Source organism: Streptomyces sp. NPDC005761 (assembly GCF_040630635.1).
In the GTDB taxonomy this organism is placed as follows: domain Bacteria; phylum Actinomycetota; class Actinomycetes; order Streptomycetales; family Streptomycetaceae; genus Streptomyces.
In genome coordinates this window covers 118,570-131,158 of record NZ_JBEXXX010000010.1, presented here as the reverse complement: position 1 = coordinate 131,158, position 12,589 = coordinate 118,570, and the positions used below count along the sequence as shown (strand labels likewise).

Annotated in this window: 14 protein-coding genes; 8 read left to right on the top strand and 6 right to left on the bottom strand. The window is 71.4% G+C overall.

The window, feature by feature from the left end:
• Nucleotides 1-6: 6 nt before the first annotated feature.
• Nucleotides 7-879, bottom strand: a complete 873-nt coding sequence (locus tag ABZ434_RS12780) for an undecaprenyl-diphosphate phosphatase (RefSeq protein WP_359134791.1) — start codon at nucleotides 877-879, stop codon at nucleotides 7-9.
• Between the two features lie 181 nt (nucleotides 880-1,060).
• On the bottom strand, nucleotides 1,061-1,771 hold the full coding sequence (locus ABZ434_RS12775) for a TVP38/TMEM64 family protein (RefSeq protein WP_359134789.1): 711 nt from the start codon (nucleotides 1,769-1,771) through the stop codon (nucleotides 1,061-1,063).
• A gap of 49 nt (nucleotides 1,772-1,820) precedes the next feature.
• Here ABZ434_RS12775 and ABZ434_RS12770 point away from each other — a divergent pair, with 49 nt between their 5' ends.
• The 3 genes from ABZ434_RS12770 to ABZ434_RS12760 all read left to right on the top strand — a co-directional run bounded on the left by ABZ434_RS12770 (nucleotide 1,821) and on the right by ABZ434_RS12760 (nucleotide 4,967).
• Nucleotides 1,821-2,558 (top strand): DNA alkylation repair protein, encoded by a 738-nt coding sequence (locus tag ABZ434_RS12770; protein ID WP_359134787.1) that lies wholly within the window; start codon nucleotides 1,821-1,823, stop codon nucleotides 2,556-2,558.
• 304 nt (nucleotides 2,559-2,862) lie between these two features.
• Nucleotides 2,863-4,032 (top strand): elongation factor Tu, encoded by a 1,170-nt coding sequence (tuf, locus tag ABZ434_RS12765; RefSeq protein WP_359134785.1) that lies wholly within the window; start codon nucleotides 2,863-2,865, stop codon nucleotides 4,030-4,032.
• An 89-nt stretch (nucleotides 4,033-4,121) separates the two neighbouring features.
• The gene (locus tag ABZ434_RS12760; protein WP_359134783.1) at nucleotides 4,122-4,967 is read left to right on the top strand and encodes a fused MFS/spermidine synthase; all 846 of its coding nucleotides are present in this window, start codon (nucleotides 4,122-4,124) and stop codon (nucleotides 4,965-4,967) included.
• Here ABZ434_RS12760 and ABZ434_RS12755 read toward each other — a convergent pair.
• On the bottom strand, nucleotides 4,929-6,236 hold the full coding sequence (locus ABZ434_RS12755; protein ID WP_359134781.1) for an MFS transporter: 1,308 nt from the start codon (nucleotides 6,234-6,236) through the stop codon (nucleotides 4,929-4,931). The two genes, ABZ434_RS12760 and ABZ434_RS12755, sit on opposite strands and share 39 nt — an antisense overlap.
• A gap of 51 nt (nucleotides 6,237-6,287) precedes the next feature.
• Entirely contained in the window at nucleotides 6,288-7,385 is a 1,098-nt protein-coding gene (locus tag ABZ434_RS12750) for a hypothetical protein (protein WP_359134779.1), read from the bottom strand.
• A gap of 155 nt (nucleotides 7,386-7,540) precedes the next feature.
• On the opposite strand from ABZ434_RS12750, the gene ABZ434_RS12745 reads away from it, so the two are divergent.
• Nucleotides 7,541-7,978, top strand: a complete 438-nt coding sequence (locus tag ABZ434_RS12745) for a DUF4442 domain-containing protein (RefSeq protein ID WP_359134933.1) — start codon at nucleotides 7,541-7,543, stop codon at nucleotides 7,976-7,978.
• A 180-nt stretch (nucleotides 7,979-8,158) separates the two neighbouring features.
• A complete protein-coding gene (locus tag ABZ434_RS12740) occupies nucleotides 8,159-8,815 on the top strand; it encodes a DedA family protein (protein WP_359134777.1) in 657 nt (218 codons plus the stop codon).
• 55 nt (nucleotides 8,816-8,870) lie between these two features.
• Here ABZ434_RS12740 and ABZ434_RS12735 read toward each other — a convergent pair whose 3' ends face one another.
• On the bottom strand, nucleotides 8,871-9,401 hold the full coding sequence (locus ABZ434_RS12735) for a gamma carbonic anhydrase family protein (protein ID WP_359134775.1): 531 nt from the start codon (nucleotides 9,399-9,401) through the stop codon (nucleotides 8,871-8,873).
• A gap of 168 nt (nucleotides 9,402-9,569) precedes the next feature.
• Between ABZ434_RS12735 and ABZ434_RS12730 the strand changes: the two genes are divergently transcribed.
• Complete coding sequence (locus tag ABZ434_RS12730) at nucleotides 9,570-10,307, top strand: acyltransferase (RefSeq protein WP_359134773.1); 738 nt, start codon at nucleotides 9,570-9,572, stop codon at nucleotides 10,305-10,307.
• A 43-nt stretch (nucleotides 10,308-10,350) separates the two neighbouring features.
• On the opposite strand, the gene ABZ434_RS12725 is transcribed toward ABZ434_RS12730, so the two are convergent.
• Nucleotides 10,351-11,217: an EamA family transporter gene (locus tag ABZ434_RS12725; protein WP_359134771.1), complete on the bottom strand. Its 867-nt coding sequence runs from the start codon at nucleotides 11,215-11,217 to the stop codon at nucleotides 10,351-10,353.
• A 91-nt stretch (nucleotides 11,218-11,308) separates the two neighbouring features.
• Here ABZ434_RS12725 and ABZ434_RS12720 point away from each other — a divergent pair, with 91 nt between their 5' ends.
• Nucleotides 11,309-11,881, top strand: a complete 573-nt coding sequence (locus ABZ434_RS12720; protein ID WP_359134769.1) for an XRE family transcriptional regulator — start codon at nucleotides 11,309-11,311, stop codon at nucleotides 11,879-11,881.
• A 44-nt stretch (nucleotides 11,882-11,925) separates the two neighbouring features.
• On the top strand, nucleotides 11,926-12,480 hold the full coding sequence (locus tag ABZ434_RS12715; RefSeq protein ID WP_359134767.1) for a YbaK/EbsC family protein: 555 nt from the start codon (nucleotides 11,926-11,928) through the stop codon (nucleotides 12,478-12,480).
• Nucleotides 12,481-12,589 lie beyond the last annotated feature (109 nt).

Genomic DNA, 12,589 nt, shown 5'->3' with positions numbered 1-12,589 from the left:
GGCGGGTCAGCCGGCGGACTCACCCGCATGCGGGCTCAGGGACCCGGCACCCACCAGGATGAACAGCACGATGCCCAGAATGATCCGGTAGATCACGAACGGCATGAAGCTCTTGGTCGTGATGAACTTCATGAACCAGGCGATGACCACGTACCCCACGCCGAACGCGATGAACGTCGCGAAGATCGTCGGGCCCCAGGAGACATGCCCCTCGCCCGCGTCCTTCAGCTCGAAGACACCGGAGGCGAGCACGGCCGGGATGGCGAGCAGGAACGAGTAACGTGCCGCCGCTTCACGGGTGTACCCCATCAGCAGACCACCGCTGATCGTCGCTCCCGACCGGGAGACACCCGGGATGAGAGCCATGGCCTGGCAGAAGCCGAAGATCAGGCCGTCCTTGACACCGAGTTCCTTGAGCGACTTGCGCTCCTTGACGGCCCGGTGCTTGCCGCCGGCCTCGTCGCGCGCGGCCAGCCGGTCGGCGATGCCGAGGACGATGCCCATCACGATCAGGGTGGTGGCGATCAGCCGCAGATCGCGGAACGGGCCCTCGATCTGGTCCTTGAACGTCACTCCGAGCACGCCGATGGGAATCGAGCCGACGATGACCAGCCAGCCCATCTGCGCGTCGTGATCGCCCCGCATCGAACGGTCCGTCAGCGACCTGAACCAGGCCGAGACGATGCGGACGATGTCCTTGCGGAAGTAGATGAGGACTGCCGCCTCCGTGCCGATCTGGGTGATCGCGGTGAAGGCCGCGCCAGGATCGTGCCAGCCGGCGAATGCCGCGGTGAGCCGCAGATGCGCGCTGGAGGAGATCGGCAGGAACTCGGTCAGTCCTTGAACGAGGCCGAGGACGAACGATTCGAACCAGCTCATGGGGCTTGGGCCATCCCGGAGTGATCATGCATCGGCCCACGGCGTCGAGCCGTCGGCGGCGTGCGGATTGCGGTCGTGCGATGACAGGGCCGCACCGGGCCCGGAGATCGTCGGTCGGTCGCGGGCAGCGTATCGCCCCCGGATGAACAGATGGACGACTACCCCCGCGCAGCCCGTCGCATCACTCCGCGCCGAGCCGGTGGCGCCTGCGCCAGGCGACCACGGCCCCTCCGGCACCCGTCAGCACGATGAAGCCCATCGCGGCCAGGAAGGCCGGCGAGGTCGGAGAGGTGGCCGAGCTCCCCGCCACGACGTACGCGGCCGTGTTCGGGATCGACCCGAGGCCGGTCGCGACGAGGAACGGCGGGTACCCCATGCGCGAGACGGCCGCGCAGTAATTGGCTGCGGCGAACGGCACCCCGGGAAACAGCCGCAGCGCCAGCATCGAGCGGAAACCGTGCCGGCTCAGCTGGCCGTCCGCCGCCCGCATCCAGCGTCCGCGCAACAGCGTGCGCAGCGCGTCCTGGCCCAGCACTCGGCCGAGCATGAACGAGATGCCCGCGCCCAGCACCGTGCCCGCAAGGGCCGCCGCGAGTCCCGCCTGAGAGCCGAACAGCGCACCGGCGGCGAGATTGAGCAGCGGTCTCGGTACGAAGGCCACCGTGCAGACGCCGTACGCGAGGCCGAAGAGGACCGCCGCGGCGGCCCCGTCGCTCAGCTGGGCGGGCCGGCCCGAGGCGAGGAGCCGCTGCGGTTCCAGGAGCAGCATCGTCGAGGAGGCGGCCAGCAGCACCGCCACGAGCAGGGCGAACCGGGACCAGGGCGACAGCAACACCCGTGTGCAGCGCACGGCGAGGCCACCGGCGGGCCGGGTGACGGAGACGGGGAGCATTCGGGGAGAGTAACCGAAACGCGTAGCTGATCGCCGTAATGTGAGCGCCATGAGCCATGGAGCCGAACCGGCTCGGGAGGGCGCCGAAACATCCGCCGGCCTGCCGCGCAGCGTTCTCGCCGGCACGGTGCTGGAGCGGCTGACCGTGCTGTACCCCACAGCGGCCGACCCCGTACGTGCCCGGTCGGCCGCCGCGTACATGAAGCACGTCGCACCGTTCCTCGGCATTCCCACGCCCCGGCGCCGGGCGCTGTCCCGCATCGTCCTCGAAGGCACCGCACGCCCCCGGGAGAGCGACTGCACGGCGGTCGCGCTGCGCTGCTGGGCCCTGCCCGAGCGGGAGTACCACTACTTCGCCGCCGACTACCTGCGCCGCCACATCGCGCGCTGCTCGTCAGGATTCGTTCCGGTCCTGCGTCATCTGGTCACCACCGTGCCCTGGTGGGACACCGTCGACACCCTGGCCGCCCACGTCGCGGGACCGCTGGTGGCCGCCGACCCGGAGCTGCGGCGGACCATGGACGAGTGGATCGAGGACGACGACCTCTGGATCGTCCGCACCGCGCTGCTGCACCAGCTCCGGTTCAAGGAGGCCACCGACGCGCACCGGCTCTTCGCGTACTGCCTGCGCCGCGCGGACCACCCCGACTTCTTCGTCCGCAAGGCGATCGGCTGGTGCCTGCGGGAGTACGCCAAGACGGACCCGGCGGCCGTACGGGACTTCGTCGACGACGCCCGGGACAGGCTGGCACCGCTGTCCGTGCGCGAGGCCACCAGACACCTCTGAGGCGAGGCCGCGCCCAATCCCCTTACCGCCCGCAGAAATTCGTTCGACGGACCGACGGCCGTCGGACATGATCGAGCCATGTTCCGGTACGCCTTCCTCGCAGCGCAGTCCGCAGTCGCGGACACGCCGAAGGCTGCCGTGAGCCCCCTCGCAGCAGTTGTCGCAGCAGCGTTCACCGCTGCCGCAGCGCCCCTCGGCGGCGCCCGAAGCTGACCCTCCCCCGACTGTCCGGCGGACCCCGCAAGGGGAGGGTCGGCCGGGCCCCGGGGTCCCCTCTCCAGCTTCGCGATCCAAGGAACGAACCATGCCCAAGACGGCATACGTGCGCACCAAGCCGCACCTCAACATCGGCACCATGGGCCACGTCGACCACGGCAAGACCACCCTGACCGCCGCCATCACCAAGGTCCTCAGCGATCGGGGCACCGGCACGTTCGTCCCGTTCGACCGCATCGACCGGGCGCCCGAGGAGGCGCAGCGCGGCATCACCATCAACATCTCGCACGTCGAGTACGAGACCGGCACCCGTCACTACGCGCACGTCGACATGCCCGGACACGCCGACTACATCAAGAACATGGTCACCGGTGCCGCCCAGCTCGACGGGGCGATCCTCGTCGTCTCCGCGCTGGACGGGATCATGCCGCAGACCGCGGAGCACGTGCTGCTCGCCCGGCAGGTGGGTGTCGACCACATCGTCGTCGCCCTGAACAAGGCGGACGCGGGTGACCCCGAGCTGACCGACCTGGTCGAGCTGGAGGTGCGCGAGCTGCTGTCCGCGCACGGGTACGGCGGCGACACCGTGCCCGTCGTGCGGGTGTCGGGCCTGCGGGCGCTGGAGGGTGACCCACGCTGGACCGGGGCTGTCGAGGCGTTGCTCGACGCCGTCGACACGTACGTACCGATGCCGGTGCGCTACACCGACGCGCCGTTCCTCCTGTCCGTGGAGAACGTCCTGACCATCACGGGCCGGGGCACGGTCGTCACCGGCGCCGTGGAGCGCGGCACCGTGCGCGTCGGCGACCGGGTGTCCGTGCTCGGTGCGGACATCGAGACGGTCGTGACCGGTCTGGAGACCTTCGGCAAGCCGATGGAGTCCGCGGAGGCCGGTGACAACGTCGCGCTGCTCCTGCGTGGTGTCGAGCGCGACAGGGTGCGACGCGGCCACGTCGTGGCCGCGCCCGGCAGCGTCACCCCGAGCCGGCGCTTCACGGCGCAGGTCTACGTCCTGTCGGGGCGCGAGGGAGGCCGCACCACCCCGGTCGCCACCGGATACCGGCCGCAGTTCTACATCCGCACCGCCGACGTCGTCGGCGACGTGGACCTCGGTACGACGGCCGTGGCGCGCCCCGGCGAGACGGTCACCATGACCGTCGAGCTGGGCCGCGACGTGCCGTTGGAGTCCGGTCTGGGCTTCGCCATCCGTGAAGGCGGCCGCACCGTCGGCGCGGGCACGGTCACCGGGGTGCTCTGACACGTACGACGGTCCAGGGTCCGCCTCCCGCACCCGCGGGGGGCGGACCGCGGTCGGGACCGGCCGGCTGCACGCCGCACAATGGTGGCGTGAACGAGTCGATACCCGTCGTGCGCGATGTGGACCACGGCACTGCCAGGCTGCTCCCCGACGTGGACCGGGAGCGGGCCTGGCTGCTCACGGTCGACGACTCACCCCAGTCGTACGTCGACCTGGACGCGCCGGAGCACCTCGAGTTCGAGTACGCGCGACGGCTCGGCCATGTCGTGGACTGCGCGGCCGGTCCGGGCGCCCCGCTGGACGTCCTGCACCTCGGCGGCGGTGCCCTCACCCTGCCCCGCTACGTCGCCGCCACCCGCCCGGGCTCCCGGCAGGAGGTAGCCGAGGCGGACCGCGCCCTGCTGGACCTCGTCACCGGACATCTCCCACTGCCGGACGACAGCGGGATCACGGTGCACGCCGCGGATGCCCGGAGGCGGCTGGAGGAGACCGCTCCCGGCTCGGTGGACCTGGTGATCGCGGATGTCTTCGGCGGCTCACGGGTGCCGGCCCACCTGACGTCCGTGCCCTACGCCCAGGCCGCGGCACGGGCTCTGCGCGCCGACGGTGTCTACGCGGCCAACCTGGCGGACGGGGCGCCCTTCGGATTCCTGCGTTCGCAACTGGCCACCTTCGCGACCGTCTTCGGGGAGCTGGCACTGATCGCCGAGCCCGCCGTGCTGCGCGGGAGGCGCTTCGGGAACGTGGTCCTCGTCGCGTCGCGGTCCCCCTTCGACACGGCTGCCCTGACCCGGCGCTGCGCCGCCGACGCGTTCCCGGCCCGGGTCGAGTACGGCAAGGCGGTTGCCGTGCTCCTCAAGGGTGCCCGGCCGGTGGGCGACGAGGAGGCGGTCGCCTCACCCGAGCCGCCCGACGGCGCCTTCAGCATCGGCTGACGCCGGCGGGACCTTGGCCAGCACCTCGGTGGACGTGGTCCGCCGGGTCAGATTGCGCACGTCCGGCACGAACAGCACCGCGGCGGTGACCAGGACGACCAGCCCCGCACAGCCCCACAGCGCCTGACTGCGGCCGACCATCGACTCCACGGGGCCCGCGAGCGCGGTGGCGACCGGCACCATGGCGACCGAGCCGAACCAGTCGTACGCCGCGACCCGGGACAGCTTCTCCTCCGGGATCTCCTGGTGCATGGCCGTCATCCAGGAGACGCCGAACACCTCGATGGCCGCCCCGCTGACGAACATGACCAGGCAGAGCCCCTCCACCGGCAGGGGGACCGCGAGGCCGGCCGAGGGCAGGGCCAGCGGGAAGACGCAGAGCGTTCCGGCGAGCAGCAGCCGTCTCGGCTTCCACCGCACCATCAACAGCCCCCCGGCCACGGTGCCGGCACCGAACGCGGCGAGCGCGAAACCCCACGGGCGGGCGCCTCCGAGCTCGTCCTGGGCGACCAGCGGCCCGTAGACGGCCTCCGCGGCCCCGACGGCGGCGACGACGACGGAGAACTGCGCCACGACGGCCCAGAGCCAGGTGCGCCCGATGAACTCCTGCCAGCCGTCCCGCAGATCGGCGAGCAGACCGCCGCCCGGTTGGCGGGAGGGGATGTGACTGACGTCCAGGAAGGCGCGCAGTCCGCCCGCCAGGGCGAAGGCGGCGGCGTCGACGGCCAGCACCCAGCCCGGGTCCATCGCGGCGATCATGGCGCCGCCGAGCGCCGCGCCGCCGATGGCGGCGCCCTGCATGGACATCCTGAAGAGGGCGAAGGCTCGGCTGGCCTGTTCGCCGCTGACGCTGGACATCAGCATGCCCTCGGCCGCGGGGCTGAAGAACGCCTGCCCGGTGCCGCACAGGGCGGTCAGCAGCATCATCTGCCAGAGCTGCGGCTCCCCGGCCAGGACCAGCCAGGCGAAGGCCGCCTGGGAGACACAGTTCAGAGCGTTGGCCGCGACCATCACGCGATGGCGCGGCAGCCGGTCGGCTATCGCCCCGCCGATCAGCAGGAAGAGCACGAGCGGCGCGGTCCTGGCGGCGGCCACCAGGCCGACGTCCCCGCCGTCCCCGCCCGACTGCAGAACCGCGAACGCCGCCGCGATCAGCGCGCCATGGGTGCCCAGGCCCGTGATGATCGCGGCGGCGGTCAGCAGCCGGTAGTTGCGGCCCGCCGGGGTGGGGCGGTCCGAGGAGGGTGCGGGGTCGGCTGCGTGAGTCACTCAGGGACTATCGCGGCAGTGGCCCCGTTGTGCCAAATGCATTCCCGCCGGTCAGGACTCGGTGATCTTCACCAGCCGTACCGTGCTGAGGATCTTCTGGACCGTCGAGTCCGGCAGTTCGCCCTCGACGCCGGCCGCGGCGTACAGCACCCAGGAGGAGAAGGCGCCGCTGCTGTTCTTGAAGGTGAAGGCGATGGTCTTGCCGTCGCTGTCACACTTCTTCTTCTTGGTGACGTTCGGGGCGGTGGCGGTGACCAGGCTGCCCGTGAGGCCCGACTTGGTGGTGTACTGCTTGGCCTTGCTGATCTTGATGGTCTTCTTCGGCATGTGCTGGGCGTACGCGCCCCACGCCCAGGTGCCCGCCTCGTTCCTGGCGTTCAGAGCGGCGTCCGTGGCGCCTTCGGCGCCGCGGGTGCCGGTGCCGGCGAGGCTGTAGTTCTCCTTGGTGCCGTCCTTGTCGGCGTCGTCGACGCACCACTTCTGCTTGAGGTCCGCAGGAGCGGAGAAGCCGATGAGCGGCGAGCCGTCACCCTTCGCGTCGTCCTCGAAGTACGAGAACGTGCCGGGGGACCCGACCTCCCAGTCGCCGGGCACGTCGAACTGTGTGCCCCACTTGGGGTTGGTCACGACCTTCCAGCCCGCGATCAGCGGCTTGGCGTCGCCGTCGGTGCCGCGCGGGTTCGCCTCGGGCGAGGAGGCGCTGTCGGAGGGCTTGACGGGCGCCGACGACTTCTTGTCGTCGGCGACGTTCTTGCCGTTCTCGTCGTCGTCCTTGTTCAGCACGACGACACCGGTGACCGCCGCGGCCACGACGACCGCGGTCGCCGCGACGATGGCGACGACGGTCGTCCTCTTCTTGTCGTTCCCCGGCTGGGGACCGCCGGGCGGACCGGACACCGCGTACTGCGGGACGGTCGGCTGCTGGTACGGATTGGGCTGCTGGTGTCCGGGCTGGCCCTGCTGCGGGTAGCCGTACCCGGGCCCGCCCTGCTGCGGGTAGCCGTATCCCGGCTGCTGCTCGGGACCAGGCTGCTGGTACCCCGGCTGCTGATAGGGGTTCGGCTGCTGGTACCCCGGCTGCTGGTACGGGTTCTGGTTCTGGTCCTGCGGGTTTTGCTCGCCCCCGGGCGGCTGCTGTCCTGGCCACATGGCGAGTAACGATAGAGGGGCCCTGCCCGGGCGGCTACGGCCGCCCCCGTGAGCGGACGGTGAAGGATGCGGCGGGCGCGCGCGGGGCCCGGCCGCGGTGGCGTGGCCAAACATCTCTACTCGTGAGTAACCTCTGGTTCATGAACGCTGAACAGATGACCGCGGGCGACATGGTGGCCGCCTCGGTCCCGATGGTCCGGACCCTCAACCTCGAATTCCTGGAGTCGACCGCCGAGCGCGCCGTGGTCCGCATGCCGGACCAGGCCGACTTCCACAACCACGTCGGCGGACCGCATGCCGGCGCCATGTTCACGCTGGCGGAGTCGGCGAGCGGGGCCGTGGTCATGGCCGCGTTCGGTGACCAGCTGACGCGGGCCGTCCCGCTCGCCGTGGACGCCCGGATCGCCTACAGGAAGCTGGCCATGGGTGAGGTCACCGCGACCGCCGCACTCGGCCGTCCCGTCGCCGACGTCGTCGCCGAACTCGACGCGGGGGAGCGCCCCGAGTTCCCGGTGGACATCGAGATCCGGCGCGCCGACGGTGCCGTGACCGGTGAGATGACCGTGCTCTGGACACTGCGCCCCCACGTCTGACTCCGGATGCTCCAAACGGGCCGCCCCGCGCCCGGATGGGGGCGGGGCGGCCCGTCCGGGCATGCGGGGGCGGGCCGGCCTTCGCTCTTTCGGGTCGGAGAGGGCCGACCGGTAGGCTTCCGCCGTGCGCCGAGGAGTTGTCCGGCGGGCGATGAGGACATCACTACGGAGGAACCGGCGTTGCACATCCAGGAGTGGCTGGAGACCGTCCCCGCGATCAGCGTGTACGTCCTGGTGGGCGTGGTCATCGGGCTGGAGAGCCTGGGCATTCCGCTGCCCGGCGAGATCGTGCTGATCAGCGCGGCACTGCTGGCCGCGGGACACGACGGCATCAATCCGTGGATCCTGGGCGCCTGCGCCACGGCCGGGGCGGTGATCGGCGACTCCATCGGCTACGCCATCGGCCGCAAGGGCGGACGGCCGCTGCTCGCCTGGCTCGGGGGGAAGTTCCCCCGGCACTTCGGCGAGAGCCAGATCGCCATGGCGGAGCGCTCGTTCCAGAAGTGGGGCATGTGGGCGGTCTTCTTCGGCCGTTTCGTCGCACTGCTGCGCATCTTCGCCGGACCGCTCGCGGGCGTTCTGCACATGCCGTACTGGAAGTTCCTGATCGCCAACGTGTTCGGCGGCATCGCCTGGGCCGGCGGCACCACGGCCGTCATCTACTCGGTGGGCGTGGTCGCCGAGGCCTGGCTCAAGCGGTTCTCGTACCTGGGGCTGGCGATCGCGGTCCTGATCGGACTCGCCTCGATGCTGATCCTCAAGAACCGGGCCAAGAAGGCGGCCGCACAGTCCACCGGGACCGCGGCCGAACCCGAGACGGTCCCGGTCGCCGACTGACGACGACCGGGTGGCCGGCCGAGCGGAGGCCGGGCCCCGGCCTCCGCTCCGGCGCTCAGTCCTCGTACGCCTGACGGTGCGCCTTGGCCAGTTCCACGTAACCGACCGCGTTGAACCTGATGCCTTCGAGCTCCTCCTCGGTCAGCTGCCGCTTGACCTTGGCCGGCACGCCCGCGACCAGCGAGCCCGGGGGCACGCGCAACCCCTGCGGAACGAGGGCCTGGGCGGCGATCAGCGAACCGGCACCGATGTGCGCGCCGTTGAGCACGGTGGCACCCATGCCGACCAGGACGTCGTCCTCGATGGTGCAGCCGTGCAGTACGGCGTTGTGCCCGACCGAGACGCGCTCGCCCACCGTGACGGGGAAACCGGGGTCGACGTGGACGCTGCAGTTGTCCTGGATGTTGGAGCCGGCGCCGATGACGATCGGGCCGCAGTCGGCCCGCAGCACCGCGTGGTACCAGAGGCTGGAGCCCGCGGCCATCGTGATCTCACCGATCGCGACGGACGTCGGTGCGGTGAAGGCATCCGCGTCGATGACCGGCGCCCTGCCGCCCATGGCCGTGATCAACGCCTGCTCTGCCATCGCGCGTCCTCCCGTGCTCCGGTGCCGTGGGGTGGGGTTCTCCGGTCTCCGCCGGACGGCCCCGCCCGGCAAACGGTATGCGACGCGTCGGCCGCTTCGCGGGCGGGTGGGGTGAAGATCACAGGCCGGCGCGGGGACCGCCCGCGGGCCGGCCTATACCGTGTGCGAGTGCCGAAGAACAGAAACACGTTCTCCTCCCTGACCGCCTGGCGGCGGCGCGCCCTGTCCGGAGCGGTCCACCGCTGCTGGCGCTGGGTGCGGGAGACGGGCGCGGTCACGGCGGCGCACCCCGGCGGCCTGCGGTTCCGCCGGATCGGAGAGGGCACCCGGCTGGCCTTCCCGCAGGGCACGGTGTTCGGCGAACCGTGGATCGAACTGGGCGCCCACTGCATCATCGGTGAGCAGGTCACCCTGACGGCGGGGCTCATGCCCGATCTGGACCTCGGATCCGACACCGTCCTGAAGCTCGGCGACGGAGTGGTGCTGGGCCGCGGCAGCCACGTCGTCGCCGACACCACGGTGACGATCGGCTCGGACACGTACTGCGGGCCGTACGTCTACATCACGTCGACCAACCACAGCTACGACGACCCGCAGCAGCCGGTCGGCAAGCAGTGGCCACGGATGGAGCCGGTGTCCATCGGCCCGGGCTGCTGGATCGGCACGGGAGCGGTGATCCTTCCGGGCGCCAGGCTCGGCCGCAACGTGGTGGTGGCCGCGGGCGCGGTGGTACGCGGCGAGGTGCCCGACCACGCGGTGGTCGCCGGGGCCCCGGCCCGTGTCGTACGGAGCTGGGACCCCGAAAAGGGGTGGCAGCCGCCTCTGCGGACACCGGCACCGGTACCGATCCCGGCAGGCGTGACCCCGGAACAGCTGCTGGCCGTGGCGGAGCTCGACGAGGGCTGATGCCCGCACCGTCGCGTCGGACCAGGGCGAGAACCGGCGGCCGTCATCCCGTCGCGAGCAGCACCGTGCCCAGCAGCGCCAGCCCGGCTCCCGCTGCCTGCACCCCGCGCAGCCGTTCCCCGAGGAGCCCGCGCGCAGCCAGGGCCGTGACCACCGGATAGAGCGAGGCCAGCACGGCCGCGACAGTCACCGGTCCGTGCTGGGCGGCGACCGAGTAGGTGCCGTTGGCCGCGACGTCCGCGAGCCCCACGAAGGTCAGCGCCGGCAACGCGGCGAGCACCACCGAGGCGCCACCCTCCTCGGGCAGGGCGCGGGCCCCGCGCCGCACGGAGACGTACAGCGCCGTGCCGCCCACCGCCACATTGGTGATCCGCTGGACGAAGAGCGCGAGGAACAGTCCGGTCACCGTGGTGGACGCCTCGGCGATGAGGGCCATCACGGCCCCGAAGCCGAACGCCGCCACGAGGGTCAGCAGGACGGCCTGCCGCTGGACCGGTGCCCCGCGCAGCTGCGGCCCGCCCGCCATCACGATGCCGGCCACGGCGACGGCCACCCCCGCGCACTGCAGCAGCCCCGGACGTTCGCCGACGGCCAGTCCGATGCTCACGGGCACGGCGACCCCCAGCGACCCGAGCGGCGACACCACGCCCATCGGGCCGAGCGCCAGGGCCTTGTAGAAGCTCAGCATCGCAACCGGCCCGACCGCACCTGCCGCGACGGCGAACCAGAGCTGCCCGCCGGCCTCGCTCCAGCCCCCGGTCGCGATCACGATCACGCCGAGCACCGCTGCGGCGACCACCTGCGAGACGACGACCACGGTGAGGGCGGGCGCACGCCGGGTCAGCACCCCGCCGCCGAAGTCGGCAAGCCCCCAGAGCAGGCTGGTGGCCAGGGCGAACAGTGCTGTCATGAGCGGGCCTCGCAGTACAGTGCGATGAACGGGTGGGTCACCACACGGTAGTGCAATATCTTAGACTCTTATCCAGAATATTGGACGGAACGTGACTGACCTCGACCAGCTGACCCAGTCCCTCGCCCGGAATCTCAAGCGCTGGCGCGGTGAGCGGGGCTTCACCCTGGACGCACTGGCCACCCGCGCCGGGGTCAGCCGCGGAATGATCATCCAGATCGAGCAGGCCCGCACCAACCCCAGCGTCGGCACCACGGTCAAGCTCGCCGACGCCCTCGGGGTCAGCATCACGACGCTGCTCGACTACGAACAGGGCGCACCGGTTCGCCTGGTCCCCGAGAGTCAGGCCGTCCGCATGTGGTCCACCGAGGCGGGCAGTTCCACCACCCTGCTGGTCGGAACGGAGGCGCGGGGCCCACTGGAGCTCTGGTCCTGGACGCTGATGCCCGGCGAGGGCAGCGCCTCCGACCCGCACCCCGAAGGCACCGTCGAGCTCCTCCATGTCACCGCGGGCACCCTCACCCTGGTCGTCGACGGCGCCCGGTACGCCGTGCCCGCCGGCACCTCCGCCACTTTCGAGGCGCACCACCCGCACGCCTACCGCAACGAGGGCTCCGAGCACGTCACCGTCACCATGGCCGTCTCGATCCCGCCCGTCAGGTGAGACGCCCAACCAGCAAAGGATTAGGGGCTGTTAGCGTTGCGCGCATGCGCGCCCCCATCGGCTCCTTCGAGGATGCCCGTCCTGCCGCCGACCGTCTCGAACTGCTCACGGCCCCGGTCGCCCGAGCGGTCCGGGAGGGCTGGGGCGGCGTCCCCGCCGAGCAGGTCATCCACGTCGACACGGATCCGGAGATCGCCGACACGGCGGCCTTCGTCGCGCATCACGGGGCCGAACTGCTGCGCCGGTCCGCCAACTGCGTCGTGGTGGCGGGCAAGCGCGGCGGAGAGGTCACCCTTGCCGCCTGCCTCGTCCTGTCCCACTCGCGCGTCGATGTGAACGGTGCTGTCCGCAAGCACCTCGGTGCCCGCAAGGCCTCGTTCGCTCCGATGGACACGGCGGTCGGTGAGACGGGAATGGAGTACGGCGGCATCACGCCCGTCGGACTCCCGGACGACTGGCCGCTGTTGATCGACTCTGCGGTGGTGGACGAGGAATGGGTCCTGATCGGCAGCGGCACCCGCCGGGGCAAGTTGATCATGCCGGGCAAGGCGTTGGCGGCGCTGCCGGGCGCGGTCGTCGTCGAAGGCCTCGGGGTCTGACCGAATCGTGTCTCGGACCGCGATGCGTTTTGTGCATCTCCTGGTACCGGCCCCCGCTCTGCGGGAGTCTGGGCCCGGTGTGCCCCGGTCCCGGCCCCGTCCGGGGTCG

Bases quoted from the DNA above. Each gene is read 5' to 3' on its own strand.
- ABZ434_RS12750 (WP_359134779.1), bottom strand. From the start codon at position 7,385: ATGTGGCCAGGACAGCAGCCGCCCGGGGGCGAGCAAAACCCGCAGGAC.
- ABZ434_RS12735 (WP_359134775.1), bottom strand. From the start codon at position 9,401: ATGGCAGAGCAGGCGTTGATCACGGCCATGGGCGGCAGGGCGCCGGTC.
- ABZ434_RS12770 (WP_359134787.1), top strand. From the start codon at position 1,821: ATGAGCCATGGAGCCGAACCGGCTCGGGAGGGCGCCGAAACATCCGCC.
- ABZ434_RS12725 (WP_359134771.1), bottom strand. From the start codon at position 11,217: ATGACAGCACTGTTCGCCCTGGCCACCAGCCTGCTCTGGGGGCTTGCC.
- ABZ434_RS12775 (WP_359134789.1), bottom strand. From the start codon at position 1,771: ATGCTCCCCGTCTCCGTCACCCGGCCCGCCGGTGGCCTCGCCGTGCGC.
- ABZ434_RS12715 (WP_359134767.1), top strand. From the start codon at position 11,926: ATGCGCGCCCCCATCGGCTCCTTCGAGGATGCCCGTCCTGCCGCCGAC.
- ABZ434_RS12780 (WP_359134791.1), bottom strand. From the start codon at position 879: ATGAGCTGGTTCGAATCGTTCGTCCTCGGCCTCGTTCAAGGACTGACC.
- ABZ434_RS12745 (WP_359134933.1), top strand. From the start codon at position 7,541: ATGACCGCGGGCGACATGGTGGCCGCCTCGGTCCCGATGGTCCGGACC.
- tuf (WP_359134785.1), top strand. From the start codon at position 2,863: ATGCCCAAGACGGCATACGTGCGCACCAAGCCGCACCTCAACATCGGC.